The 26,326-nt window shown below is 44.9% G+C and carries 23 protein-coding genes; 9 read left to right on the forward strand and 14 right to left on the reverse strand.

Annotated features, from left to right (window positions below):
- Positions 1-31 precede the first annotated feature (31 nt).
- Both L2717_RS04520 and L2717_RS04525 read left to right on the forward strand, forming a co-directional pair.
- The gene (locus L2717_RS04520) at positions 32-1,069 is read left to right on the forward strand and encodes a DUF3137 domain-containing protein (RefSeq protein ID WP_220772029.1); all 1,038 of its coding nucleotides are present in this window, start codon (positions 32-34) and stop codon (positions 1,067-1,069) included.
- On the forward strand, positions 1,069-1,812 hold the full coding sequence (locus L2717_RS04525; protein ID WP_220772031.1) for a lytic transglycosylase domain-containing protein: 744 nt from the start codon (positions 1,069-1,071) through the stop codon (positions 1,810-1,812). Before L2717_RS04520 ends, L2717_RS04525 begins: the two co-directional genes overlap by 1 nt.
- 76 nt (positions 1,813-1,888) lie before the next feature.
- Here L2717_RS04525 and L2717_RS04530 read toward each other — a convergent pair whose 3' ends face one another.
- Entirely contained in the window at positions 1,889-2,734 is an 846-nt protein-coding gene (locus L2717_RS04530) for a 23S rRNA (adenine(2030)-N(6))-methyltransferase RlmJ (protein ID WP_220772033.1), read from the reverse strand.
- A 163-nt stretch (positions 2,735-2,897) separates the two neighbouring features.
- On the opposite strand from L2717_RS04530, the gene L2717_RS04535 reads away from it, so the two are divergent.
- Positions 2,898-3,647: a class I SAM-dependent methyltransferase gene (locus tag L2717_RS04535; protein ID WP_220772035.1), complete on the forward strand. Its 750-nt coding sequence runs from the start codon at positions 2,898-2,900 to the stop codon at positions 3,645-3,647.
- Between the two features lie 367 nt (positions 3,648-4,014).
- On the opposite strand, the gene L2717_RS04540 is transcribed toward L2717_RS04535, so the two are convergent.
- From L2717_RS04540 to L2717_RS04555, 4 genes are all read right to left on the reverse strand, one after another.
- A complete protein-coding gene (locus L2717_RS04540; protein ID WP_220772037.1) occupies positions 4,015-4,542 on the reverse strand; it encodes a GlcG/HbpS family heme-binding protein in 528 nt (175 codons plus the stop codon).
- Positions 4,543-4,565: 23 nt separating this feature from the next.
- Entirely contained in the window at positions 4,566-5,768 is a 1,203-nt protein-coding gene (locus tag L2717_RS04545; protein WP_220772039.1) for a CynX/NimT family MFS transporter, read from the reverse strand.
- A 117-nt stretch (positions 5,769-5,885) separates the two neighbouring features.
- Positions 5,886-6,356: a cyanase gene (gene cynS / locus L2717_RS04550; protein ID WP_220772040.1), complete on the reverse strand. Its 471-nt coding sequence runs from the start codon at positions 6,354-6,356 to the stop codon at positions 5,886-5,888.
- Between the two features lie 57 nt (positions 6,357-6,413).
- Positions 6,414-7,073, reverse strand: a complete 660-nt coding sequence (locus L2717_RS04555) for a carbonic anhydrase (RefSeq protein WP_220772042.1) — start codon at positions 7,071-7,073, stop codon at positions 6,414-6,416.
- Between the two features lie 125 nt (positions 7,074-7,198).
- Between L2717_RS04555 and cynR the strand changes: the two genes are divergently transcribed.
- The 5 genes from cynR (at position 7,199) to L2717_RS04580 (ending at position 12,728) form a co-directional block, all read left to right on the forward strand.
- Positions 7,199-8,089 (forward strand): transcriptional regulator CynR, encoded by an 891-nt coding sequence (cynR, locus tag L2717_RS04560; protein WP_220772044.1) that lies wholly within the window; start codon positions 7,199-7,201, stop codon positions 8,087-8,089.
- A 243-nt stretch (positions 8,090-8,332) separates the two neighbouring features.
- A complete protein-coding gene (locus L2717_RS04565) occupies positions 8,333-8,701 on the forward strand; it encodes a hypothetical protein (protein WP_220772046.1) in 369 nt (122 codons plus the stop codon).
- A 392-nt stretch (positions 8,702-9,093) separates the two neighbouring features.
- Entirely contained in the window at positions 9,094-11,199 is a 2,106-nt protein-coding gene (locus L2717_RS04570; RefSeq protein ID WP_220772048.1) for a protein-disulfide reductase DsbD family protein, read from the forward strand.
- A 94-nt stretch (positions 11,200-11,293) separates the two neighbouring features.
- On the forward strand, positions 11,294-12,178 hold the full coding sequence (locus L2717_RS04575; RefSeq protein WP_220772117.1) for a DsbA family protein: 885 nt from the start codon (positions 11,294-11,296) through the stop codon (positions 12,176-12,178).
- A 25-nt stretch (positions 12,179-12,203) separates the two neighbouring features.
- Complete coding sequence (locus tag L2717_RS04580) at positions 12,204-12,728, forward strand: protein disulfide oxidoreductase (RefSeq protein WP_076497506.1); 525 nt, start codon at positions 12,204-12,206, stop codon at positions 12,726-12,728.
- 85 nt (positions 12,729-12,813) lie between these two features.
- Here the strand turns inward: L2717_RS04580 and cyoE are convergent, their stop codons facing one another.
- The 6 genes from cyoE to L2717_RS04610 all read right to left on the reverse strand — a co-directional run bounded on the left by cyoE (position 12,814) and on the right by L2717_RS04610 (position 18,338).
- The gene (gene cyoE / locus L2717_RS04585; RefSeq protein ID WP_220772050.1) at positions 12,814-13,746 is read right to left on the reverse strand and encodes a heme o synthase; all 933 of its coding nucleotides are present in this window, start codon (positions 13,744-13,746) and stop codon (positions 12,814-12,816) included.
- 13 nt (positions 13,747-13,759) lie between these two features.
- Complete coding sequence (gene cyoD / locus L2717_RS04590) at positions 13,760-14,089, reverse strand: cytochrome o ubiquinol oxidase subunit IV (RefSeq protein ID WP_220772052.1); 330 nt, start codon at positions 14,087-14,089, stop codon at positions 13,760-13,762.
- On the reverse strand, positions 14,089-14,709 hold the full coding sequence (cyoC, locus tag L2717_RS04595; protein WP_220772054.1) for a cytochrome o ubiquinol oxidase subunit III: 621 nt from the start codon (positions 14,707-14,709) through the stop codon (positions 14,089-14,091). Before cyoC ends, cyoD begins: the two co-directional genes overlap by 1 nt.
- Before the next feature lies 1 nt (position 14,710).
- Positions 14,711-16,690 carry a cytochrome o ubiquinol oxidase subunit I gene (gene cyoB / locus L2717_RS04600; RefSeq protein WP_076497302.1) on the reverse strand — a complete coding sequence of 660 codons (1,980 nt, stop codon included), beginning with the start codon at positions 16,688-16,690 and terminating at the stop codon, positions 14,711-14,713.
- Between the two features lie 2 nt (positions 16,691-16,692).
- A complete protein-coding gene (gene cyoA, locus L2717_RS04605; protein WP_220772056.1) occupies positions 16,693-17,760 on the reverse strand; it encodes a ubiquinol oxidase subunit II in 1,068 nt (355 codons plus the stop codon).
- Positions 17,761-17,948: 188 nt separating this feature from the next.
- On the reverse strand, positions 17,949-18,338 hold the full coding sequence (locus L2717_RS04610) for a hypothetical protein (protein WP_220772118.1): 390 nt from the start codon (positions 18,336-18,338) through the stop codon (positions 17,949-17,951).
- Positions 18,339-18,841: 503 nt separating this feature from the next.
- On the opposite strand from L2717_RS04610, the gene L2717_RS04615 reads away from it, so the two are divergent.
- On the forward strand, positions 18,842-22,507 hold the full coding sequence (locus L2717_RS04615) for an EAL domain-containing protein (RefSeq protein ID WP_220772119.1): 3,666 nt from the start codon (positions 18,842-18,844) through the stop codon (positions 22,505-22,507).
- Positions 22,508-22,617: 110 nt separating this feature from the next.
- On the opposite strand, the gene L2717_RS04620 is transcribed toward L2717_RS04615, so the two are convergent.
- From L2717_RS04620 to L2717_RS04630, 3 genes are all read right to left on the reverse strand, one after another.
- Positions 22,618-24,123: a DUF3300 domain-containing protein gene (locus L2717_RS04620; protein WP_220772057.1), complete on the reverse strand. Its 1,506-nt coding sequence runs from the start codon at positions 24,121-24,123 to the stop codon at positions 22,618-22,620.
- A gap of 148 nt (positions 24,124-24,271) precedes the next feature.
- A complete protein-coding gene (locus L2717_RS04625) occupies positions 24,272-25,636 on the reverse strand; it encodes an ATP-binding protein (protein ID WP_220772058.1) in 1,365 nt (454 codons plus the stop codon).
- Positions 25,629-26,324: a response regulator transcription factor gene (locus L2717_RS04630; protein ID WP_220772059.1), complete on the reverse strand. Its 696-nt coding sequence runs from the start codon at positions 26,322-26,324 to the stop codon at positions 25,629-25,631. Before L2717_RS04630 ends, L2717_RS04625 begins: the two co-directional genes overlap by 8 nt.
- Between the last annotated feature and the right edge of the window lie 2 nt (positions 26,325-26,326).

The following is a 26,326-nucleotide window of genomic DNA, read 5'->3' on the forward strand; positions in this document are numbered from 1 at the left end:
AGTGACCACCCTGCAATACGATGACATCAATATGAATATATTAACTTTTATTTTAGGTGTCCCGATTCGCGCTGTTCGCGGCCCGGTAAGTTTGTCAGCAGATTTAGAGGCTTTGCCTCAGCTACAAGTGTATTACGATAAAAATATCGCCCCCATCAGTCGCAAATATGAAACTCAACGCGTGGCCTGCCTTAAGGCTGCGCGCAAACGCTTGTATTTGAGTTTTATAATAGTGCTTGGGCTCACCTTGCTCACTGTTATTGGCTATCGCAGCGGAGCGGCTTATTTTCCTCCTTTACCATTGCTTGCGTTACTTGGATTGGGCTGGTGGAGTTTTGCCCCAGTTCGCGATTTTAAACAGTCTGTGCAACAACATGTTTATCCACTGATGTTTAAATATTTTGGTGAGGATTTTGTTTATAGCCGCGAAATGCGTCTCGACATGAATCGGTTAGTTGCGGCTAAGGTATTGCCACATTACGATAAAGTACGCTTTGGCGACTATATTCAAGGCTGCTATAAAGGCGTTGACTTGATGATTAATGAGCTTACCTTGACCAAAAAAGTGACAGTTGAAACGCAGGATATCAATAGCAATAGACGAAGAACCGTTACGCGTACTCATACCCTATTTTACGGTTTAGTGGTTGAGCTGAATAGTCATAAGGCGTTTACTGGCCATACAGTAGTGCTGCGGGACCGTGGTGGGTTAGTTAACTTTGTGTCCGATAGTTATGCAGGGCTGACACGAGTAAAGCTTGAAGATCCGCAATTTGAAAAAGAGTTTGATGTGTTTTCAACGGATCAAGTGGAGTCGCGTTACTTGCTGAACACGGCATTTATGGAACGCTTACAGCAACTTGCTAAACATTTTGGTGGGGATGTCCAATGTGCTTTTTTTCGTAATAAGCTAATGATGTTTTTACCGAATCGCAGTATCCATTTTAATATGCAGTCTATTTTCAATGGGGCGACTTTTTCCGCTGAATTTAGTCAGATAAACCGCGAGATGAAGCAACTCTTTGCTATTATTGAAATACTTAAACTGAACCAGCATACGGGACTCTGATGTTGCCTACTCGCTCACCGCTTACCTGTAGATGGACTGCCACATCGTATTTATCACTTCGTGACCTGACCGTATTGAGCTTGAGTTTATTATTATTCTCGAGCGCTTATGCGCAAGATGCTAGCGAAAAATCAAAACCACGTATCGTTGCGCGTTACTCCGATAACGGCATAGTGAGCCGTGAAGGCCTAGAAAAACTTAAGATTTACCAATATCAACAAGCTAATGGTGTCACAGTCTTTACCGACAAAGCTCCCGTGAGTAACTCGTATCAAATCTTACTCTATGACTGTTTTGCCTGCCGCCCCGACTCAACCATTGATTGGAATGGTATCCGTCTATTTACGGCTAACTATGATGCGGTTATCACCCATGCAGCGCATAAACATCAGCTCGACCCTGCCTTAATCCGCGCAGTGATCCATGCTGAGTCTGCTTTTAATGCGCGCGCAGTTTCGCGTACCGGTGCGATGGGCTTAATGCAATTGATGCCAAACACAGCCAAAGAGATGGGCGTGGCCAACGCTTTTTTGCCTGAAGAAAATATTTTAGGGGGCAGTCGATATTTGGCACAAATGCTAAAACAGTTTAACGGTGATGTGGCGCTGGCTTGTGCCGCCTACAATGCGGGGCCGACAACGGTAGTGCAGTACAATGGCATTCCGCCTTATCCTGAAACTCAAGCCTATGTTGAGCGAGTAAAGATTTTATTGAAACGTTATCGTGAGCAGGCGGGGGCTTAACGGCTGGATATTAGATCCTAAATAGCAGGTTAATGGCAGCGAAAATTTAAATTTTTGCTGCCATTAAAATAGAGCGTTATTCGCCGACTTCCCATTTCACAGTAATGTTACCGTCAGCTTGTCCGAGTGTCTTACCTAAATAATCCATTAATTCAGTCGCAATTTCATCTAACTGCCAAGGTGGGTTGATGACCCATAAGCCAGCTGCTGTCATACCAAATTCATCTGAATCGGGCTTGATTGCTTGTTCTATGCGTAGTTGGCGTTTAATACCACTGTTAGCAAGGCGCGATAACATGCCCTCGGTTTGAGCACGATTCACGACTGGATACCATAATAGAAAAACCCCAGTGGCAAAGCGTTTATGCGCTTTTATCAGTGTTTCGGCCACATCTTGATAGTCGGTTTTCATCTCATAACTTGGGTCAACCAGTACCAAAGCGCGGCGCTCTAGTGGCGGCACTGCGGCGATAAGACCTTGTAAGCCATCACCATTAAGTACTTTAACTTGTCTATCTTCGCAAAAGTAATCGTCCAGTAACACATAATCAGTGCTGTGCAGCTCGTGTAGCACCATGCGATCTTTAGGCCCTAATTCCATGTCTATAATGGCGGGCGAACCCGGGTAGAAGTTGAGTTCATCAGGGTTTTCTTCATTAAAATGACGCACTGCGGCGACATAGTCCTGCAGCGATTGCGGCAAATCCGTTTTATCCCAAAGCTTAGCTACGCCTTCGAGGTATTCACCGGTTTTTTGTGCAAATTCATCGCTTAAAGCATAACCACCTGCACCCGCATGGGTATCGATATACACAAGTGGTTTGTCTTTCTTGTGCATCAGCTGCAAGGTTTGAAGCAAGATGGTGTGTTTCAACACATCGGCATAATTGCCTGCGTGATAACCATGGCGGTAACTTAACATGGAATCTTCCAAGGTGAGTGGTGCAGGTGGAATACCCGCATTCATGAGGGCAATTATAGGGATAATAGTCCTTAGGGTAAATTGGCCAAGCCAAGACAGTATTCAGCTAAGATTGCTTTTGGCATAATGACCGAAGTTTTTAATTGTATAAACAGTGGTCCCTTTGCCTATTCCAGTCTTTTTCAATCAGCAATACCCGACACTTGTGGAGATTTGTGCGCGTTGGCAACTTGTCTACGATGCGAATGCTCCTTTCGAATTGCGTTTTGAATCAAATACCTTATCACTGTATAAACGTGATGAACCTAAGCTAGATGGCATAGTGGTCGATTTTGTCACTGGTGCTGTGGCGCATCGGCGTAAATTTGGTGGTGGTCGTGGGCAATCTATCGCTAAAGCGGTGGGATTAAAGCAAGGCGTCACGCCGAGTGTGGTTGATGGTACTGCAGGTTTAGGGCGCGATGCCTTCGTGCTTGCGAGCCTAGGTTGTACAGTCACTATGGTTGAACGTCATCCTGTGGTTGCCGCATTACTTGAGGACGGTTTACGCCGCGCCTATCAAGATGCCGAAATTGGTGATTGGATGCGTGAGCGGATGCGTTTGTTCCCTGGTTCTAGCTTAGAGGCACTCGCAAAACTGGAGCAAGATGTTGACGTGGTTTATCTTGATCCTATGTATCCACACCGTGATAAATCGGCCTTAGTGAAAAAGGAAATGCGTGTATTTCAATCCTTAGTTGGCGCCGATTTAGATGCTGATGGCCTGCTTGCGCCAGCGCTCGCTTTGGCAACTAAGCGTGTGGTGGTTAAGCGTCCCGATTATGCTGAATATTTAGACGGTGTGAAGCCGCATTCCGTCATCGAAACTAAAAAAAATCGCTTCGACCTATACATTAAATCTGCAATGAAATAGCGATGAATCGCTTGCTAAAATTTATAACGCTATAAATTTAAAGCATATTTTACAAGTCATCCCAGTGCGTCTACCATACTTACAGTGCAGGGCGGGATTCTACTTTATTAGCATTTTAACCAAAGAGCGCTGAGCGAAATGTAGACTCCTAACCCCCCGCAAGGCGATATTTTTACCCCAATGCTCCCGAATAAACCTAGCCGCACCTTATATATTGATAGCTAAGGAGCTGACTACTCGCGTGAACAACATGATGTTCTTATCGATTGTCAGCTCACCAGCAATTCCAAATATCGCGATAACACTATGATTATTTTAATATAAAAATAGAGTTTATGGTGGTGCGAATGTATTTATGCATACAAATTTAATCTAAAGCTTTTAAACCCGCTTTCGCAATACGAACATCTTGGCTGCCGTGCGCCCCTCCGACCCCTATGCCACCCACAACGATACCGTTAATAAAGATAGGAACACCGCCATCCATAATCAGTATATTTTCATCCAAATACCGAATGTCGGCAGGAATAGATCCATCCGCAACTCCCTTAGCGATGACCGCAGTTTCTCTTTTTTGTGAGTTCGCAGTGTAAGCTTTTTTGTAGCTGGCACGGATGGTATGTACGCCTGCTTGATGATCCCTTAACACGGCTAAAGTTTGTCCGGAAGCATCAACGACCGTAATGGACACCATTAACTGCTCTTTTTTAGCTTCTAATGCCGCCGCATTTACGATGTTTTGTGCCATCTCACCCGTTAATACAGGAACTGTCATCATATGTGATCCACCATTCGCTTCATTATTTTTAATTTGATTACTTTGTAAGGTGTTTGCGCCCGCCGCAATCGACAATATAGAGGTTGCCAGCGCCGCATAAAAAAATAATTTGTTCATTATAAATCCTTAATATTATTATATTAACAGTCAATTGCCTTTGCGTAACTTTCAGGTGAAAACTTTATTGTGACCATCAGCATGCCAATAAGCATGACCAGAAGCATTAACCAAACACTCAGAAAGCTCCCAGTCCATTCACGCAATAATCCTGCAATATAAGGCATTATCGCGGTAATGATAAAACCAATACCTTGTACAAATGCAGTTAGTGCTCCAGCGATTCTTGGTATCGCTACATGATCAAGTGCGACGGTCAGAGTCAAAGAAAAGCAGGCTCCCATACCACAACCGATTAACGATACACAAAGCATTAGAAATGAAGCTGGCATCAGTATTAATCCTGTAAAACCAATAGCCTGAATACCAACGGCAAAAAATAACCACAGCCGTCGATCTAAACGATTAGATGAAAGTACAGGTATTATGAGTGCACCTGCTACCTGAAACACAGTCATGATACCAATCAACATACCGCTACTTTGGGCGCTCCAACCTAAACTACGCGCATAGGTGGGAAGCCAAGCGATCATACAAGCATAACTGGCATTCGCGAGTCCAAAATAACAAGCTAATAACCACGCTCGGCGATTACTAAAAAAATTGAATTTTACGCTACTATTTTTAGTTTCTGTTGCTTCATGCGGTTTGAACCACCACAGTAAAAGTGCAATAACAGGTAGTATTAGCCATATGGCTAATCCTATTTGCCAGCTCCCGTAATGCTGAGCGACTAAAGGGCTTAGCATTGCGGCAATACCGCCTCCCGCCATGAGTGAGGCTGAATAAACCCCCATTGCCAGCGGTACATGTTTGGGATACCAACGTTTAACAACTCCTGGCGCGAACGCTTGTACAATGGCAATACCTGCGCCACCGATTAAAGCGCTAGTAATTAATGTCCAGCCAGTATCCAAAAAAAAACGCCAGAGGCCAGTGAAAGCAATCGCAAGCAACCCACTAATTATCCATGTACTTTCACTGAGTTTTTTGCCAATTGAAGGTAACAATAAAGGCAGTATCCCCATACATAACATAGGTAACACAACTAGTAATGACGCGACCTGCAGCCCGATATCAGTAGTAAGGCGGATTTCCTCTAGTAGAGGGCCGGTGGATGTAATCAAGGGACGTAATGTCAGGGATAATCCAGAAATCACCACCATAGGCCACAATTTCTTCAGCAATGATTGCTGCTTTTTGGCTGAAATATAAACAGTGTGCATCAGTAAATAAATATCCTAGGTAGCCAAAAGTCGACGTGTTGCGCCGACTTTTACTATGCTAAATCTATTTTTAGCGTGGCAAACTTTTCAATAAGTTGCGACTGCTAAACTAGACCATTAAAAAGGTTTGAAGGGTAAAAACTTACCATCAAGCGTAATGACTGCGCGATCGCCACCTTCTGGATCTGCCACTTTTTTGATATCCATCTTAAAGTTGATTGCACTGATGATGCCATCGCCAAACTGTTCATGGACGAGTGCTTTAAGGGTCGTGCCATAAACCTGCATCATCTCATAAAAACGATAGATAGTAGGATCTGTTGGCATGCTCGCTCCGACACTGCCGCGTAGCGGAATCGCTTGTAGTAATGAGATAGCATTCTCATCAAGACCTAAGGTTTCACCCACTTTTTTCGCTGCATCAGCAGGGAGAGGATGTTGGCCTAACAAAGCGGCCGTTACATAGACATCGCTTAAACCGGTTCCTTCTGCTATTTGCTCGAATGATAATTTTTTTTCAGCTTTTAAGGCAATAATAGTATCTGTTAATGCTTGACGTGCAGCGTTGCTAATTTGAGATTGAATCATGGTAATACCTTTTAGTGATGATTATTTATAGTTAACAATAATGTAAATATTATTGGATTAAACTGCTTCAGGCAGCTGTACAGGGTAAGCGTGAACCTTAGTGTGCTGCGTAAGAGAAACAAAACTGTTCGTTACGCCGTCTAAGGCATCAATGTTACCCGTCTCGATATCGTAAACCCAACCGTGTAAAGCCAAGCGGCCTTCCCTAATAGCCAGTCGAACTGAAGGATGCGTTTTAATGTTTTCAATCTGAGCGATCACATTCTCTCGTACCATAGATTCAATACGATCATGCTCGCTTAGATGGTTGAGCGATTCGTTGACGATGCGAGCAGAGTCCGCGTAACGGAGCCAACTGCCAACGGCTGGCATGTGATCCATGCATTGACAGGTTGCAATAGCAGACATTGCGCCGCAGTCTGAGTGACCACATATCACCACATCTGTTACCTGTAATGCGGTCACCGCATACTCTACCGATGCAGAGACGCCTCCAGGCTCAGGTCCATAGGACGGTACTATGTTGCCCGCATTGCGAATCACAAATAGGCCACCAGGTTCACGCTGGGTGACGAGTTCAGGTACTAAGCGGCTATCTGAACAAGAAATAAATAAGGTATTCGGGCTCTGCTTGGTCGCCAAATTCTTGAACAGATCAGCGCGTTCAGGAAATGCATCGCTATGGAACTTTAAAAAACCTTTAATAACGTCTTGCATAACGGTTGTCTCTGTTGTTTCGATAGGGAGAATACTACGCGGCTATTGAAATAAGGTAAAAGACGGGTATATTATTATGTCCATAATAAATACTTATAGATAAAGTCTGGCTCCTGTAGAGAACGATGATACTTAGACACATAAATTATTTTCTGGCTGTTGCAAAACACCAAAGCTTTACGCGGGCGGCTGCATCTTTGTATGTTTCGCAGCCAGCCTTATCTCAACAAATAAAGCAACTCGAAGAGACGCTGGGTGCGCCTCTGTTTGATCGTTCTGGTCGCAGTGTTAATCTAACTGATGCTGGTGAAGTGTATGCACGTTATGCACATAAAGCCTTGCAAGATTTAGATGAGGGGCGACGAGCGATTCACGATGTACAAAACCTCAGTCGTGGTGCTTTGCGCATTGCCATGACTCCCACCTTTACTACCTACTTAATTGGTCCGTTAGTAAAAGCATTCCATAATCGCCATCCCAATATCACGGTTAGCGTGCAAGAGATGTCACAAGAGCATATGGAAAAACAATTGCTTGATGATAAGTTTGATGTCGGTATTGCCTTTGCTGAGGTGCACTCTAGCGAGATAGAATCGCAAATTCTTATGGTTGAAACGCTGGCATTGGTGGTTAATAAAAATCATCCACTTGCAAAGTACCAGGCGATTGATTTGCAAACATTGAACGCGCAGTCATTGGTATTGCTCAGTCATGAGTTTGTAACCCGTGAGCAAATTCAACGTTATTGCCATCAACACAATATCCAACCAACAGTATTGATGGAGGCTAACTCGTTAAGTGCCGTCATTGAAATTGTCCGCCATACTCAATTGACGACATTATTACCTTCTAACATTGCTAGTGAGCGCGATGAGCTGATAGCGATTGCTCTGACGCCAACTTTACTCAAGCGTACTGCGGTATTGCTGCAACGAAAAGATGCTTATCAGACTGCGGCAGCCGAGGCATTTATAGGCTTAGCGCATCAGGTTTGTAAACACTCAGGCTCTTTTTAGGCGATGCTGCAGGATACAATCTTAGCGCTATTAAAATAATACTTAAGTAAAAGCAAACGAGCCAACTAGCTTAGGGGCAAAATCAAATAGTTTGCTTGCCGATGAACTATTGTTACAATCCTCCGGTCTTATACTCCACGAACGTTTAGTACCAAGCCGTTTGTATTTTTTCTAACAAAGAAGATCAGAGAAATTCATATTATTAAGTTATTTACTAAGCAAACAGGCAATTTATGGGGTGTAATGGTTTTTACCATACTGACCTTGTTTTGTTTGACTCAAAATAGTGGAATGCTTAAATTGCTACTCAATTCATCGAGTACGCAAGCGATTGCTGGCCCCTCTTTTTCAAGCGATATTGTTAAAGGCGTGAGTCTTAGCAACCTTTCTAGCGAGGGTGATTTAGCTAAAACTGAGCCTAAAAAATGTGAATTGTCTGAAAAGTCGATCCGCACCTGTATTGATGTACCGAGTTCTATCCCTTTTCTAACGTTATTGTTCCTACTGCCATTACTCCCCCGCGCCTCCCGCGTGATAACACTGTTGCCTATACAGCGTTATCAAGCCAAACCTCGGCGAATACATCTCACCCATTGCCGCTTTCAAGAATGAAAATAATTTACTTATCAATTTGATAGGTGATTTTTTCAGCGTGAACTTTGTCTGTGGATCGTTAATTATCTCATCAGCTTATTGCTGATAAACAGAACTAAGTCGCGGCTGAACATCAGCTTTATACCTTTATCTCCCTATCAAATTTTTTGAACTACACCTTTTAGCGTATCGCTCCTATTAAGTCGTGAGGACTTAAATAACGAGATCATAGCGTTAGCCTGCACTTCGATGGCTAAAAGATGAGCTAAGGCATAACGTAAATGCACTTTGGAAGTACACTCAACGGCGATTCACGCTTAAGTATTACCTCGGTAGTTATGCTGACGAAATATCAAAGAGATTAATATGCAATTGAATAACTTACAGTTAATGCATACTTTGGGGATAAAATGCACATTCTAAAATTCATCTCAATCCGATTGTGGATGCTGGTTTTGCTCGTGGCGAGTCCGGCGTTATCGGCAGCATCAACCCCATGGTTAGTGAATGAACATCATTTGCCCGTCAAGGTGCGATTTATGCTGACTGGCGCAGTCGATCCAGTATCGAATACTTTGCCTGCGGTACTCGAGGTTCAACTTGAGGGCGATTGGAAAACCTATTGGCGTAGTCCAGGGGAAGGCGGTATTGCCCCGGCGATTAAATGGGATGAGTCCCGTAATCTACAACATGTTGATTGGGCATGGCCTGCACCTGCAGAGTTTTCGTTATTAGGGCTGCAAACCTTTGGCTATAAAGGTAATACGACCTTTCCATTACTCCTAACTGTTGATGATATTAGCGCGCCAACTCAGCTGCGCGGTAAGGTGACGTTATCGACTTGCACCACCATCTGTGTACTGACTGATTATCAAATTAATCTTGATTTCACCCCTAATGCACTGCAAGCAAATACTGATGCCATGTTGGCTTACAACAAGGCTATATCGCGGGAGCCCCAAAAGGTAGTGGCAGCAGAGGGCGCGCCGCCTGTGATGACATTAGGTTGGGATGCCGCTAAAAGTCAGCTTGAAGTCAGGCTGAATGATACCAACTGGCAGCAGCCCAGCATTATTATTGATGGCGAGCCCGATACTACATTTAAACGAGTGAGCTTAACTAAGAGCGAAACGGCTCTAGAGGGCCAGCAATTAGTGGCTATTTTTAATGGCACTAGTTGGCTAGGTGAACCAGAAGTATTAGGTAAACCACTCAATGTTACGGTTATTGATGGTGAGCGAGCACTCGAATATAGCGCCAAGGTTGAACCTAAGGTGATTACGCAGGAAAACATCTCGATATTTAGCATTATATTGTTGGCGCTTCTCGGTGGGTTGATTTTAAATGTGATGCCCTGCGTATTACCGGTACTCGGGATGAAGTTGAGCTCAGTAGTCGCTGCGCCTCATTTACAACGCAATCAAATCCGCCAACAGTTTATCGCCTCAGCGCTGGGTATTTTAGTCTCATTTTGGCTACTGGCTGGCTTCATCTTAATACTCAAACTCACTGGACAAGCGATTGGCTGGGGCGTGCAGTTCCAAAATCCGTGGTTTATCGGCTTTATGGCGCTTGTGACTACAGTGTTTGCTTTCAATATGTTAGGTGTTTTTGAGATTAACTTACCTTCTAACGTACAAACCAAGCTGGCGACAACCGGCGGCAATAATAACCGTGGCCACTTTTTACAGGGCATGTTTGCGACTTTACTGGCAACGCCGTGCAGCGCACCTTTCTTGGGCACCGCAGTGGCATTCGCTTTGGGCGCCGATGTGCTAAGCCTGTTGGTTATCTTTACTGCTTTAGCTGTGGGGATGTCGCTGCCTTGGTTAATGGTGGCGGCATTTCCACAAGTGGCGGGTTATTTCCCTAAACCCGGCCGCTGGATGAACATAGTAAAAGTATTTTTCTCCGCCATGTTGTTACTCACCAGTTTGTGGTTAATCAGCCTATTAGCGAGTTTTGTTAATGTGATTTATCTGTGGCCACTTGGTGCTGCCATTGCGCTGATTTTTATGTTTTTTATGGCTAAAAAATACGGCGCTATTGCCATTGTCAGCAGTTTGGGCGTGGGTATTTTATTATCGGCTGTCATCGCGTTTAGCACGTCAAATCAATGGGCAAAACCCTTACCAACAGACCTTACTTGGACGCCACTGGATCAAGCGTTAATTGACCAGCAGGTTGCCCAAGGAAAGACTGTATTTGTTGATGTAACCGCAGATTGGTGTATTACCTGTAAGGCCAATAAAGTGGGCGTGATCTTACAAGAACCCGTCTACAGCTTGTTGCAACAGGCACATGTATTACCCATGAAAGGCGATTGGACCACAGCATCGCAGCCCATTACTGATTACCTCCAAAGTCACAATCGTTTCGGCGTGCCCTTTAATATCGTCTATGGCCCTAATGCGCCGCAAGGTATTGCATTACCTGAAATTCTATCTAGCCAGCGGGTAATTGATGCGCTTAAACAAGCCTCATCTATGTCTAAAGAGGCGACAACTGAACACTAACGCTATTAACACTCGATCTTTTGGTGAATTAACTGAGAGATAGTTAACGACTGGAACGACGCGAGCTCTGGTCCATGACATTGGAAAACCTATGATGAAATCAACGATTCACGTCAAAAATGTAGTTCAAACTGATAAATTAACGCACGAAAATGGAGTCACAAACATGTCGAAATTAAGCACGATTTTTAAACACCGTAAGCTGCAAATGTTTGCGGTATCGGGTGTAGCAATGGCGATGTTCGTCGTGTCATTACCCTCAATCAGCACTTTTGCCCATGCAGATGCTAGTAGCCTAACCGCTACACAGCAGCAAGAAGTACGCGCCATGATTAAGGATGCTTTGATCAATGATCCTGAGTTATTGAAAGAAGCCATTATTGCGTTGCAATCACGAGAGCAACAGGGTGCTGATGCCGCGATGCAGACGAGCTTAGTGATGAATCATGAGGCCATGTATGAAACGAAAAGCGATCCATGGAAGGGCTCTGCGACACCTGAGATTGAGATGGTGTACTTCACCGATTTTAACTGCCCATACTGCAAGAAAATCGAGCCTTCGCTGAACCAGCTGATTGAAGAATTCCCGCAGTTAAAAATTATTATCAAAATGGTGCCTCTGCAGGGTGAGGCATCAAAGCTAGCTGTCGACTTTGCTCAAACCGTATGGTTAAACGAGCCTGAAAAGTATCTCAAAGTGAAGGACATGTTGATGTCGAGCCCGCGTGGACTGGATGCTGCCGCTATTGCCAAAGTCGCTAAACTGACAAAAACGGAGCGTTGGGCTGGTAATACAGACCCACGAGTTGCTCAAATGGTAGATGATAATGTTAACCTAATGAATGAGTTAGGCATAGGCGGCACGCCAAGTATGATAATTGCCGATACGGTTATTCCTGGCTTAGTTCCCTATGAGGTTCTAAAAGAGCAACTAGAAGCCGCGATAGCAGCGCAAGATAAGACTCAGAAGAGTAGTTAAGATGAAGCCAAAGCAAACCGAACAGATGAGCGCCGCACAGGTTTCAGTCTCATTGCCTAAGCGCATATGGGATTTTGCCAAACAGTTGCTGTTGTGGCTGATCATTGCCCTTGTGGTGACGAGTGTGATGGACCTTTGGCGTGGTAAAGACATCCCGCGGGATAATTTACCCCCACTACGAGGTATAACCTTAGCGGGCGCCGAAGTCGATATTACCACTCTTAGCCAAGACCAAGCGGTACTGGTGTATTTTTGGGGGACATGGTGCCCAGTGTGTAATTTTGTCAGTCCGGCGGTTAATCAACTGTCTGAACATTATCCCGTGGTAACGGTAGCGATGGGATCGGGTGAAGACGAAAAGCTAAAGAAATATCTTCAGCATCAAGGCTATGATTTTGAAACGATTAACGATAGCGATAATACTATTGCTCGTGATTGGTCATTACAGGCGACGCCAACGATAATGGTCTTTAAAGCGGGAGAACTCCAATACTACACTACAGGCTTTACTAGCTTGCCAGGCATGTGGTGGCGAATGTTGTTTGCCTAAAATGCACTTTTTATCGGTGCTAAATTAATCAATAAAAAAGCGCTAACCTAAGTTAGCGCTTTTTTTAGCAGAATAAACTGAGCCTTTACTGAGTTAACGTCAATAATGGTGTTTGGCTGACCACTTGAAAATCTAGCGCCATAGTCACACTGAGCGCTGTAATAGTGATGATTGAAAAACCAAACACTTGGCGAGCCCAGCGGTGCATATCAATACCGTGACGATAACCTTTTAATGCCATAGCAAGCCACCACAGGCTGGTCGCGCAGGTGACCGCCATGAAGGCGATACCCGTGTAACCCGCCAGTGGCAACATGGTGCTGACCAAAGCGAACACCGCAATATAAAGTACGATATGCAGTTTTGCCTTAGTCATGCCTTCAGCAACCGGTAATACCGGAATATTTGCAGCGGCATAGTCATTAAAGCGGAAAATCGCGATGGCATAAGAGTGTGGCATTTGCCATAGACTGAACATCAACAGCAAAATAGCTGCGCCCATGTCCATTTGCCCTGTCACACTGCAATAGCCAACCACGGGCGGTACTGCACCCGAGAAGCTGCCAACCAAAGTGCCATACACTGAGTTACGTTTCATGTAGAGGCTATAAACGCCCACATAAACAAGGTAACCAATAACAGCAAATAGCAGGGCTAATGCATTGGTAAATATCGCTAAAATACCAAAGCCAATAACGCCTAATATCACACCGAAAATAAACACATTCACCAGTGCAATTTCACCCGTGACGGTCACGCGTTTACAGGTGCGTTGCATTTTGGCGTCAATATCGCGATCAATACAGTTGTTGATAGCGCAGCCAGATGCCACGACCAAAGACAATCCCACTAAGCTTGCTAGCATCAAGACTAGATTTACATCGCCTTTGGCGGCCAATAAAAAACCGCCAGCAACGGAAATCAAATTCCCGAAAATGATGCCAGGTTTAGTAACCTGTACATACCCTTTGAAGCGTGCTTTCCATTGCGGTGACATAAATCTGTCTTGTGTATTCATTGGTGGCCTCTCGTTACATCATCAAAGCGTTAGCTTCGAGGATGATCCACACTGACAAGCCTACAACCATGACAATAATCAAGGCGGTAAACAGGAAGGAGAAGGTATTGATTTTTCCTTCCTTCGAGAAATCTAAGTGTAAGAAGTACTTAAGGTGTACCACTATTTGCACTATTGCCATCACGAGCACTAAGCTCAGCGTGGTTGTTTTCTCGAAATGGTGGGTCATGACCGCCCAAAATGGAATGGCGGTTAATATCACTGACAGCGCAAAGCCCATTAAATAAGACTTAATGCTTGCGGCCAGATCGTCTGCCTTATGGCTATCAAGATGTGCGCTCATTACAGTGCTCCCAATAAATACACGACAGTGAATACACAAATCCACACGATATCGAGGAAGTGCCAGAACAAACTTAGGCAACTCAAGCGGGTGATGCTGCGAGGGCCTAAACCGGTTTTCGCCACTTCAACCATCATGATGACCATCCAAATTAAACCCGCAGTTACATGCAAACCGTGCATGCCGACAAGGGCGAAAAAGGATGATAGGAAAGCACTGCGCTGTGGGCCATTACCGTGTTCAATCAGGTGATGGAATTCATACACTTCCATTCCAATAAACACACAACCAAGGGCGAAGGTGACGAGTAACCAAGCCAAGGTAGCGGCTTTGTTATGGCGCTTAGCAAAAATCAGCGCTAGGCCGTAGGTAATACTACTGACTAACAGAGCGGCAGTTTCGATCAACACAAAATCGAGTTCGAAAATGTCTTTACCTGAAACGCCACCATCGGTGTTCATGTAGAGCACCGCATAGGTTGCGAAAACCGAGGCAAACAAAATGCAGTCGGTCATTAAGTAAAGCCAGAAACCAAATAGAGTGTTGCCACTGGTATCGTGGTGTTCATGGTGCTCGTCACTGTGAGCAACATTTAAATCTGCTGGGATTGTAATACTCATATCAGCCCCTTACTACATGGTTTAAGTGAGCATCTTCAATGCGAGCCACTTCATCGGGTTGAACGTAATAGTCGACGTCATTGTTATAAGCACGGAAGAGGAACACGATGAACGCGCCGACTAAGCCCACAATGGCTAACCACAAGATGTGCCAAATAGCAGCAAAGCCCACAGCCGTAATGCCCAGAGCCATTAAGATACCGCTTGGGGTATTTTTAGGCATATGGATAGCTTGGTAATGCTTTGGACGTTGATACGCGGTGCCTTTTTCTTTGGCATCGGTAAAGGCATCGATATCAGCAACCTGTGGCAGCGTAGCGAAATTATAAAATTGTGGTGGTGATGCGGTTGACCATTCTAGGGTGTGGCCATTCCATGGATCGCCCGTAGTATCACGGTTTTGGTCACGATCACGAATACTCACATACAGTTGTACAAACTGTAGAATAATACCCACTAAAATAATGGCAGCGCCCACAGCGGCTAAGTAAATCCAAATGTTCCATGCTGGGTTATCAATGTGGTTGATACGACGTGTCATACCCATAAAGCCCAGTACGTACAACGGCATAAATGCCACATAGAAACCAATTTGCCAGCACCAGAATGACGCTTTACCTAAACGTTCATTTAAGTGGAAACCTGTCGCTTTAGGGAACCAGAAAGCAAAACCGGCTAAGTAACCAAATACAGCACCACCAATAATCGTGTTATGGAAATGCGCGATTAAGAACAAGCTGTTGTGCAAGACATAATCGGCACCCGGTAAGGCCAATAGCACTCCAGTCATCCCGCCTATGGTAAAGGTCACCATAAAACCTAACGTCCACAATACGGGTACCGTGATACGCAAACGGCCACGGTAGATAGTGAACAACCAGTTAAATAGTTTTACCCCTGTCGGCACAGCAATAACCATAGTCATCACCCCGAAAAAGGCGTTAACGTTGGCGCTTGAGCCCATGGTAAAGAAGTGGTGTAGCCAAACAATAAAACCAAGTACAGAAATAACCCCACTTGCCCACACCATTGAGGTGTAACCAAAGAGTCGTTTTGAGGTAAAGGTTGAAATCACTTCAGAAAAAATACCAAATGCAGGCAGAACCAAAATGTAAACTTCAGGATGTCCCCACGCCCAAAATAGGTTGATATACATCATGGCGTTACCGCCACCTTCATTGGTGAAAAAGTGGAAATCCATGTAACGGTCAAGAGTCAGTAAGCCAAGTACCGCGGTCAAAATAGGGAACGAAGCAACAATGAGTATGTTTGCCCAAGTACAAGTCCAAGTGAAAATTGGCATTTGCATTAGCTTCATACCTGGAGCGCGCATTTTGAGTACCGTGGCGATAAAGTTCACCCCAGTTAAGGTCGTCCCTATACCCGATATTTGCAGTGCCCAAATATAATAATCGACCCCAACTCCCGGACTATAAGCCAGCTCAGAGAGTGGTGGATAAGCAACCCAACCAGTTTTAGCGAATTCGCCTAATCCTAATGAAATATTGATCAGCACAGCACCCGAAGCGGTAAGCCAGAAACTGAGATTATTCAAGAAAGGGAAAGCAACGTCGCGGGCACCAATTTGTAGCGGTACCACTAAGTTCATTAGACCGATCATAAATGGCATAGCCATAAAGATAATCATAATCACGCCGTGGGCAGTGAAGATTTGGTCGTAATGTTCAGGCGGCAGATAACCAGCGGCGCCGTTGGTTGCGAGTGCTTGCTGGGTACGCATCATAATGGCATCGGAGAAGCCACGGATAAGCATCACCATCGCAAGTATGATGTACATGATACCAAGGCGTTTATGGTCAACTGAAGTTAACCAGTCGTTCCAAAGTACGCTCCATTTCTTATATTTAGTGATCAAGGCTGCGATGAACAGGCCTGCGATCGCGACGACCGCGAGGGTCACCATGATGATTGGCTCGTGATACGGGATCGCATCTAAGCTTAATTTACCTAAAAATGACATGATTACTCCGCCTCCACTTTTTGGGTGGATGAGTGCTCTAATGATAAAGGTTCTGTGGATGAATCTTTTGTTAATGACGGCGCAGAATGTGTTGAGCTATCCATGTCGGCCATGTTCTGTGTATTTTCCATCGCGTGCTCGCCAGCCATATGCGCCATATCGTGCATACCTTTCATGTCTGCCATGTCGGGTGCGTGCTCAGTGTCCATATGTTCCATGTTTTCATGTGAGTCCATGTGCATGTACTGCATCACGATTTGATTGAACATCCCTTTACTCACAGCTCCAAAGTATTCAACAGGGTTGTATTCGCTCGGTTTAGCCAATGCTGCATACGCCGCAGAGTCTAATGTGTGCTTCTGTTGTTTTACTTTCGCAATCCACGCATCGAAGTCGGCAGGGGTTTGAGTGGCAATTGCTTTAAACTTCATGCCCGCAAAACCTGCGCCGCTGTAGTTCGCTGAAATACCGTCAAATATGCCGGGTTCGTTGGCGATGAGGTGCAGCTTAGTGGTCATGCCCGCCATAGAGTAAATCTGGCTGCCTAACTGCGGAATAAAGAACGAGTTCATTGCTGTGTCTGAGGTAATCTTAAAATTCACTGGTACATTGGCGGGGAACGCTAGTTCGTTAACCGATGCAACACCTTGTTCTGGATAAATAAATAGCCATTTCCAGTCCATTGAAACGACCTCAACCGTGATGGGTTTGGCCTCGTGGACGAGTGGTTTATAGGGGTCAAGATCATGGGTAGAGCGCCACGTGATCACGCCGAGTATAATCACGATCACAATTGGTACTATCCACACCACGGTTTCAATTGCCGTTGAATGTGCCCATTTAGGCGCATAAATCTCTTGGTCGCGGCCGTCGCGGTATTTCCACGCGAAGTACAAGGTCATGAAAATGACAGGGATAACCACAATTAACATGAGTAGGGTGGCGACGACGATCAGATGTTTTTCATCTATACCGATTTGGCCCTTAGGGTCCAATACTCCGCCATCACAACCCGCGAGCATGAGCACGAATGCTGCAGATGCTGCTTTACTTAATTTTCGAATTAACAAAGGATGATTCCTCTAACCCTAAGGTTTACCACTCTGCCAAAAAAGCACTGGCAGGGGCATTGAGTGGTGTTATCTAAAAGAAGAGCCGAAAGATCCACAGGCAAAATACAGTAGTGTCTTGCCGCCTCGATCAAAGCGAGGGTCTACTTTTAGCACTTAATGCTTAATTTGATTTTATAAACAAAGGATTAAAGCGGAGGAGCGCGGCAACCGTGGGCTGTCTGTTCGAGGTATTTTAGCCTTGGGGGTGCTAAAAAAAGTGAAGCGTGAGTTAAATCTATATTGTGGATAAATTTGCAGTTGCTATCGATCAAATGCCATAACTGCTGAACAATAAGCGGATTGAGTAGTAATAAACTGAGCAGGCTAGCACCAACAAAATCGGCAAAAAGACCATCGCTTAGACAAATTAGTTCGCCAATATCTATGTTGCCACCCATTAATATGGATAAAACGTCAGCGACAGGCAACACAAACAATAACCCGAATAATAGGGTTAAGTTTGTCACGCTAAAATACGAGAACCTAGTTATCAGGCTCAATCTTTCAGCAATGAATTGGCTTATAGCTAATTTCAATGAGTGGGTCCGGCTGAACAGAAAAGGGAGTGAGTTAGCTGAGCGAAAAATATTCAGCATGCAACTTTTTTATGCGACGGGAGGATACCAATAAGCGGCTATTGAATGAAAGCAGTTCCCCTGTGTAAAATGGCTTAAGCATTAAAAAAACCTTAATAAAAACATTTTTAGATCTTAATTTTAACCAATTTAACCATAAATCAACTGGCTGGTGTCTCATAAATTAAAGATGTGTGATTGCTGGCATATATCTATTTTGGCTAAAGTTAGTCTGTTGTGCACGCTGATTGATCAGTTATTGCGTCCCCGCGGGGGTCGGTTGAATCATAGCCCACTCAGATTTTTTTGGTAAATAGGGACTGTACCGAACCTAAAATATGCTGTGACACAAAAATATAATGTTAGTGGCTTTATCCATATACATTAGATAATGCGACTATTGTTTCAGTGTTCTTATTTCAACTCTAATACGGGGTTGAGATTGATCCTGTGAGTAGTGCATGATGCTCTATCCTATTAAGCTTACTAATGTGAAGGGAGCACCTATAAAGTCATTTATCCCATACGTTAAGATTAACTTTTTTATCGCCGTCGCTTATTTCGCGGTCGGAAAGTTGGGCTTGATGATTGCCTTGCCGCCTGGGTATTCTGCTGCTATTTGGCCTGCAGCAGGTATTGCCATTGCTGCTTGCCTCCTTTGGAAACAATATGCCCCTTGGGTAGGTGTATTGATCGGTTCCTTGTTGATTAATATCAATATGGGCGGATATCTACATTGGAGCTGGTTGGCATTTGTTATCTCCATGGGCTCATGTATACAGGCTGTGCTCTCTGCCCATGTTCTTGGGCGAATAGACCCCTTATTCACCTTAGATAATCCTCGTACCGTTATTAAATCCAGCTTGAGTTTAGCGTTAACGTGTTTAGTGGCGACGGTTATTGGTAACTGTGTATTGCTTGTTAATGGCACTATTCAGCACTCAGATTTATGGGGTAATGTCGTTAACTGGTGGATGGGAGACTTGCTGGGTGCCGTAATTTTTATTCCGTTAACCATGCTGTTGTTTGATCAGCGTGCCATTTGGCGCTCACGCCGTATGCAAACGGGAATTTCTCTGTTCGTCGGTTTTTTATTTTGCGTCGGAATTTATTACTATGCCAATCTAAGTCAGCGGCAGCAGTTGCAGGATAAGTTTCAGATCCAATCCAATGCAGTCATCACGAATATTAAAAATTTCCAAACAGCTAGTTTTCAGCAAGTTGTTGCATTAGCAAGCTTATTTGATAATAGCGAGCAAGTATCGTTAACTGAGTTTATGCAGTTTGGTAAGCGCAACATGGCGCAAAAGGATGAATTTAGTATTTGGTCTTGGTTGCCGTTAGTGGCTGCATCCGAGCGGGAAAGTTTTGAGGCATCAACGAGCGCGGCCATTGGTAGACCTTACAAAGTGATCCGCCCTGAAGGCTGGCAGATTAGTGCCGATGGTTGGTTAGTGCCAACCATGTATATTCAGCCATTGATTGGCAATGAGGCAGAATTAGGGCTCGATCTTAATAGCGAGCCGATACGCGCAGCGGCCATTGCGAAAGCACGCTCGACCTTAGCTCCAGTGATGACGGCTAAAATTCAATTAATGCAAGAACCCAAGGGGCCAGGCGGTGCGTTAATCCTAGTGCCCACATTCGATAAATCAGGCGGGATTTCAGGTTTTTGTTCTGCTGTCATTGATTTGCAAACAGTGATTAACGATGTTGAAACGGTCAAAGGATTTGATTGGAAGCTGACTGATATGAGTGACGGTGGCAGGTTACTTTATCGTAGCACTCAAATGACTTTCCCCGAGTTTACTGGACAGTTGTTCAGCGATAAAGCGGGGCAATATTTTCAAGCTGATCTTATGCTCGCCGATCGCCATTGGCATATTGTGATTTATCAATCTTATGCTGCTCTCATAGGTGATAGTCTTAGCTTGCCTATCCTTATGTTATTTCTTGCTTTTATTGCATGTGCAGTGGTGGGCGGTATGACGCTAGTCTCTTCTGGTGAACGCCAGCGTATCGCCGATACCGTGACCGAAAAGACCATGGCATTGTCGAAGGAAATTGCCCGCAGTCAGGCATTTCAAAGCACGCTAGTTGAAAGTGAGCAAAGGTATCGTAGCCTATTTGATAAAGCTCCCGTAGGGCATGCACTCAAGCGTGTCGACGATGGCCAATTTGTGGCGATTAACCAAGCTTTTGCTGATATCACTGGCTACACCCTTGCTGAGTTAAATCAGCTCGAGCCTTGGGAGTTAACACCGTTGCGCTATCAATTGAGCGAAAACGAGCAACTAACACGTTTAAAGCAAACTCACCGTTACGGCCCCTACCAGAAACATTATCGCCACAAAAATGGCCAACTTGTTGCCGTGCGACTCAATGGCGCGTTAGTAACGGTAGCAAATGGTGAGCAACAGATTCTCTTTATTGTGGAGGATATTACTGAGCAAGAACGTACTGCCGCACGATTACATCTGCTGGCACAGGTATTTCAACAAAGCGGTGAAGGCATTAGCATCATAGATGCCAACGATATTATCGTCGACGTAAACACTTCTTTTACTCAAATTACCGGTTACACGCGTGAGGAGATTATTGGTAAAAATTGTCGTGATTTAGAGGCACAACGCACTGATAAAACGATTGATGCCCAGGTACGTGCCGCCCTTGAACAAACGGGTTTTTGGCAGGGCGAGGTGTGGGATAGGCATAAACAAGGTTATGATTTTCCTAAATGGTTGATGATATCTGTGGTGCGGGATGAATCGGGTGCAGTCAGCCACTATATTGGCTGCTTTACCGATATTAGTGCGCGAAAAATCACTGAGGAACAGATCCATTTTCTGGCCCATCATGACTCGTTAACTTTGTTGCCTAATCGGCTCAGTTTACAGTTGCGTCTCGAAGATGTGTTTCGGAATGCATTAACATCACAGAGGCAAATCGCGGTGATGTTTATCGACATGGACCATTTTAAGAATATTAATGACACCTTAGGCCATCATATGGGCGATCAGCTGTTATTAGAGGTTGCTCGGCGTTTAAAAAGTATTGTTGGTGAACATGATATTGTGGCGCGTTTTGGCGGTGATGAGTTTGTGGTGGTGTTATCAGGTACACATCATGATGAGGTTGCTAATCTAGCTGAAGCGTTACGTGGTGGTTTGAGCCAAACCTATGTTATTGATAATCAGGCATTACATTCATCACCGAGTATTGGGATAAGCTTGTTTCCAACGGATGGTGATAGTGTTGAAGCCTTAATGAAAAATGCCGATATGGCCATGTACCGTGCTAAGGCGGCTGGCCGCAACAACTATCAATTTTTTACAGCAGCAATGAATACCTCTGTCACTGAGCGCCAACATATTGAAACTGGTTTGAGGCAGGCATTAGCTAAGAATGAATTGCTACTGCATTATCAGCCGCAAATGGATATTCATAGCGGCCAAGTGGTGAGTGTTGAAGCGCTGATACGTTGGCAACATCCTGAGCTTGGTTTAGTGGCACCAGACCGTTTTATCCCTATTGCCGAAGAAATTGACATGATCATTCCTATTGGGCAATGGGTGTTAGAAACCGCGCTGGCACAGCTTGCGGCTTGGCGCGCGGCAGGCGCCACTGAATTGCGCATGGCAGTTAATTTATCAGCACATCAATTACGAAAAGATACCATTGTTAGTGATATCACCAATGTATTGCTGAAACATAATTTGGGTAAAGGGGCATTGGAGCTCGAAATTACTGAAAGTGTGGCAATGCAATGTCCGGAACAAAATGCACGTTTATTAGCGCAATTGCGCCAGTATGGTATTGAGCTTGCTATCGATGATTTTGGTACCGGTTATTCGTCGCTATCCTATTTGAAGCTCTTACCCTTAGACAGGCTGAAACTTGATCGCTCTTTTGTGAAGGATATAGAACACGATCCTAACGATGCTGCGATCAGCGCGGCCACAATTTCTATGTCCCATGAACTTGGCTTGACGGTCGTCGCTGAGGGGGTTGAGAACGAGGTGCAGCTGATATTGTTATCGGGTATGGGATGCGATTTAGCGCAGGGGTTTTATTTCTCTAAACCCTTAGTAGCAGAGGAATGTTTCCATTTTATTCAGCGCTATTTATAACGGCCATGAGTTCAAGTTAGTTAAGGTATCAACTTAATAACTTATCCACCTAACTAAACGAAGAACGCCATTTATGGCGTTCTTCATTTTTTAGTATTGATAATGCAAGCCTATTCTCTGTGACGTCGCTCTTGGCTTTGAGCTGTGCGACCTTGGTTATGCTCTACTGAGCGAGCCGCTTGTGCATTTTGGCGTGGCTCACTTGATCTTACCCTCACTTCTTCACGTTGTTTTGGCGCCGACTGCCTTGGCTGTTCGATGCGCTGTGGTTCATTACGTTGCTGTGGTTGACTGCGTTGTGGTTCTGCACGTCTTACCTCTGGGCGCGGAGTTTCAACTTTGGGCGTCACAGTTCGTAAGTTCTCTTGTCTTTGTGGCTGCGCCCTTTGTTGATCAGTATTGCGTGATTGGGGTTCCCGAGTTTGATATTGCCTTTGCTGCGGCTCTTTTACTGGTGTTGGCTTTGACTGCACGGGTCTTGATTGGGCGTCATTACGATCCTTGTGAGTGGGCGTTTGCACCATAGGCGCAGAGCGGCGTTCCTTTAACTCGGCCTGTGTTTTTTGGTAATTAGGTGCGCGCTTATCATGCTCACGACCGCCATTGTTATGCTGGTTATCTTTATAGTCACGACTCTTATCATATTGATTTTGTCGTTCATTAGACTTTGAATATTGGCTGTTGAAGTGCTTGTTACTGCCACTGGATTGCGAGTCACGGCTACGATATTTGTTATCGTTGTAATAGCGTTGCTTGACGACGGGGTTGTGATAATTCACGCCACGTCGATGCTCTGGTTTATGCTGCCAAGGCTGCGCGCCATGGCTAACGCTATATCTTTCCCGTGGGCGATAGCGGTGCGAGTGACGATAATCGAGTACGACCACTTTGTGGCTATGCCAGTGGAAAGAGCTGAAGAAGTAGTTGAAGGAGATGTGGATCCCCGGTGACCAATAAACATGGTTATGACGCGGGCGATAGGGATAACCCGCATAGCCGTTAAATTCCCAATAGACCGGTGGATAGGCCGCGCCCCAGCGCCATGAACCAAACACGACACGGGGATCATAGTAGGGCACATAGACTATTTCGCGCCTAGCCGGCTCAATAATAATTTGGTTATTGGTACGAGTGATTGCCATGTTATCCATATTGGCCAAGCTGTTAGCGTTATCAGCCTGTTGCCTTAAGGATTGAATGCCGTTCATCACTTGGCCTTCATCTTCTAAGAAGGCTTCACCTAATCTTTGAGTCCAGTCGAGATCTTCAGCCATTTTTTGTAATAGCGTGGGGAAAGCCAGCAGTGCTTTTACACTCGGGTCCCAATCTTGATCGTCGGCCTGCGACATGATTTGGTCGACCGATAAGTTAGGGCGCTGTGTTAACCAACGTTGTGCTTGCACGATTTCCAGTGGATAAGTCGAAGCGATCAGGATGTGAGTCAAAAGACTGTCCGGATATAGGGCAATGGGTGCCAGCATTTGTTCGAGTGCTGCTTGGTTTGAGCTTGAGCCTTGGCTCACCGATACGCCCGCCGCCTGTGCAGTGGTAGTGAAAGGCAAGGCCACTAATGCCGCCGTTAACACTAGCCAATTCCATCGAGATGATCTGTTCATAATTCGCTCCAATAATCCTATTCGAGGATGTTATAGGCATAATAGATGTTTGAATATGAACATAAGCTGAAAGTGTTTTGCGGTATCAAATGTATTTTTAATAGACAGGTAAGTGGGGTGGTAGCTTTATCATATTGAAATTAAATAATTAAACCGAATGCACAAAGCTGATACTGAATTTAGCGCCGCCTAAAGCTTCTGAACGAGACACGGTGATCCTGCCATTATAGCTATCGACTAAATCGCGCACGATCGCAAGCCCAATCCCATTACCCTGCAGATAAGAGTCTGCGCGGATACCGCGTTCAAAGATTTGATTCTTTAATGCTTCAGTGATCCCTGGGCCATCATCTTCGATGCAAATCAGTAGCTGATAGGCGTCACCGGTTATCGTTAACTTGACGGTGGATTTTGCCGCTTTACAGGCGTTGTCGAGCAGGTTGCCTAATATCTCGGTTAAATCCGCCTCATCCCCCTTAAATACCGCTGGTGCTGAGACCTCGCTGCTAAGGCTTATTTGTGGCTCTCGATAGATTTTAGCTAATGTACGCAACAGTTTAGCTGCGACTTCACTCGTGCTAATCCCTAAATGCCACGAAGCGGCTGCCGCGGTTTGGGCGCGCTTCAGCTGGTGGCCAATGATTCGGTTGATTAACGACACTTGCTCACTGGAAGCTTCGCTCAAATCGGCTTGGCTCTTAATTACCGCCAGTGGCGTTTTAAGGCTGTGAGCAAGATCGGCTAAAGCATTACGGTAGCGTAAGCGCTGGGTTTGTTCGGTATTGAGTAAAATATTGAGTTGCCGCGCTACGGCTTGCAATTCGGTGGGATATTGGCTGCTGAGCTGCATCGATTTGCCTTGCTCAACATAATGTAATTCTTGAGTAAAGCGTGCCAGTGGTCGCAGTGTCCACCACAACCAACTGAGTTGAAACACTAACATGACTAACATTAAAATCAGCAGCCAAGTCCAAAGTTGTTGATTAAATTGGTCAATTTGCTGCTGAAATGCTAGTTCATCTTTAATGATGTGGATTGTTACTGGTACGTTTTGATCTTGACTGGCAAAACTCACGCTAAAGCTATAAACCAAATGGGGTTTATCGGCGAGTGTGATTTGCTCAAATGCGCTTTGACCTGTTGCTGGAATAGTAAAATGGGGCGGTGGCGTAATGCCCATAAAAGATTGCGAGTGCCATACAATCGCTTGTGTGCCGCTGGTATCTTCAGTAGTGGCAATGGCATAAAGCCCTGATTGAACGAGATTAAAACGATTCTCTAGTACTAACTCTGGAATAGAGATTCGTTGATTGTCTACCTCAGTGACCGCGAGAATTGAATAAACATAGGCGCTGAGTTCATTTTTGGTCGCACTTTTAACTTGTTCAGTAAAGGCATCGTTTAAGGCAACACCAATCAAGGGCAATAACACTAAAATAAACAATAACGCGCTGGTCACTAAACGCGCTTTAAGAGAATTTAATACCTGCCACGCCATGGCGCGTTTACTCATCGCCGCTTTGCTCGGGCGTTAAAGCTTTTAGGCGATAGCCTTGGCCGCGCAGGGTTTCAATAAGATTATATTGATTATCTGGATCGAGTTTTTTACGTAGACGGCGGATAAAAACCTCAATAACGTTAGAGTCTAAATCAAAGTCTTGATCGTAAATATGCTCAGTCAGTACCGTTTTAGACTTCACTTCGCCTTGATGCAGCATAAAAAATTCGAATAGCTTGTATTCTGAGCTACTGAGACTCACTAAGGCTTCGCTTTTACGCACTTCTAAGCTGCTGGTATTAAGGCTAAAAGGACCGTTATAAATCAATGGACTGGATTTACCTGCGGAGCGGCGAATTAACGCTTTTAAGCGTGCGATGAGTTCTTGGGGGTGAAACGGCTTTGTGAGGTAGTCGTCGGCGCCGGCGTCAAGCCCTTCAACCTTGTCTTGCCAACTGTCTCTGGCGGTTAAAATTAGGATCGGAAAACCGCGTTCCTGTTCGCGTACGCGGCGGATCAGGGCGATACCATCGAGTTTGGGTAAACCCACATCAATAATCGCCGCATCATAGTTAACTTCGAGCGCTTGAAATAAACCTTCTTCACCATCGCTGGCAATATCGACACTGTAATGAGCATCAAGCAAATGTTGCTTTAAGTTCGCTTGTAATTCTAAATCATCTTCCACTAATAACAATCGCATCG

This window comes from Shewanella glacialipiscicola (genome assembly GCF_023283485.1).
In the GTDB taxonomy this organism is placed as follows: Bacteria; Pseudomonadota; Gammaproteobacteria; order Enterobacterales; family Shewanellaceae; genus Shewanella; species Shewanella glacialipiscicola.

Bases quoted from the DNA above. Each gene is read 5' to 3' on its own strand.
- L2717_RS04520 (WP_220772029.1), top strand. From the start codon at position 32: ATGAATATATTAACTTTTATTTTAGGTGTCCCGATTCGCGCTGTTCGC.
- cynR (WP_220772044.1), top strand. From the start codon at position 7,199: ATGATACTTAGACACATAAATTATTTTCTGGCTGTTGCAAAACACCAA.
- cyoD (WP_220772052.1), bottom strand. From the start codon at position 14,089: ATGAGCGCACATCTTGATAGCCATAAGGCAGACGATCTGGCCGCAAGC.
- L2717_RS04570 (WP_220772048.1), top strand. From the start codon at position 9,094: ATGCACATTCTAAAATTCATCTCAATCCGATTGTGGATGCTGGTTTTG.
- cyoC (WP_220772054.1), bottom strand. From the start codon at position 14,709: ATGAGTATTACAATCCCAGCAGATTTAAATGTTGCTCACAGTGACGAG.
- L2717_RS04620 (WP_220772057.1), bottom strand. From the start codon at position 24,123: ATGAACAGATCATCTCGATGGAATTGGCTAGTGTTAACGGCGGCATTA.
- L2717_RS04525 (WP_220772031.1), top strand. From the start codon at position 1,069: ATGTTGCCTACTCGCTCACCGCTTACCTGTAGATGGACTGCCACATCG.
- L2717_RS04555 (WP_220772042.1), bottom strand. From the start codon at position 7,073: ATGCAAGACGTTATTAAAGGTTTTTTAAAGTTCCATAGCGATGCATTT.
- L2717_RS04565 (WP_220772046.1), top strand. From the start codon at position 8,333: ATGGTTTTTACCATACTGACCTTGTTTTGTTTGACTCAAAATAGTGGA.
- L2717_RS04540 (WP_220772037.1), bottom strand. From the start codon at position 4,542: ATGAACAAATTATTTTTTTATGCGGCGCTGGCAACCTCTATATTGTCG.
- L2717_RS04545 (WP_220772039.1), bottom strand. From the start codon at position 5,768: ATGCACACTGTTTATATTTCAGCCAAAAAGCAGCAATCATTGCTGAAG.
- L2717_RS04625 (WP_220772058.1), bottom strand. From the start codon at position 25,636: ATGAGTAAACGCGCCATGGCGTGGCAGGTATTAAATTCTCTTAAAGCG.
- cynS (WP_220772040.1), bottom strand. From the start codon at position 6,356: ATGATTCAATCTCAAATTAGCAACGCTGCACGTCAAGCATTAACAGAT.
- cyoE (WP_220772050.1), bottom strand. From the start codon at position 13,746: ATGAATACACAAGACAGATTTATGTCACCGCAATGGAAAGCACGCTTC.
- L2717_RS04630 (WP_220772059.1), bottom strand. From the start codon at position 26,324: ATGCGATTGTTATTAGTGGAAGATGATTTAGAATTACAAGCGAACTTA.
- L2717_RS04580 (WP_076497506.1), top strand. From the start codon at position 12,204: ATGAGCGCCGCACAGGTTTCAGTCTCATTGCCTAAGCGCATATGGGAT.
- L2717_RS04530 (WP_220772033.1), bottom strand. From the start codon at position 2,734: ATGTTAAGTTACCGCCATGGTTATCACGCAGGCAATTATGCCGATGTG.
- L2717_RS04575 (WP_220772117.1), top strand. From the start codon at position 11,294: ATGAAATCAACGATTCACGTCAAAAATGTAGTTCAAACTGATAAATTA.
- cyoB (WP_076497302.1), bottom strand. From the start codon at position 16,690: ATGTCATTTTTAGGTAAATTAAGCTTAGATGCGATCCCGTATCACGAG.
- L2717_RS04615 (WP_220772119.1), top strand. From the start codon at position 18,842: ATGCTCTATCCTATTAAGCTTACTAATGTGAAGGGAGCACCTATAAAG.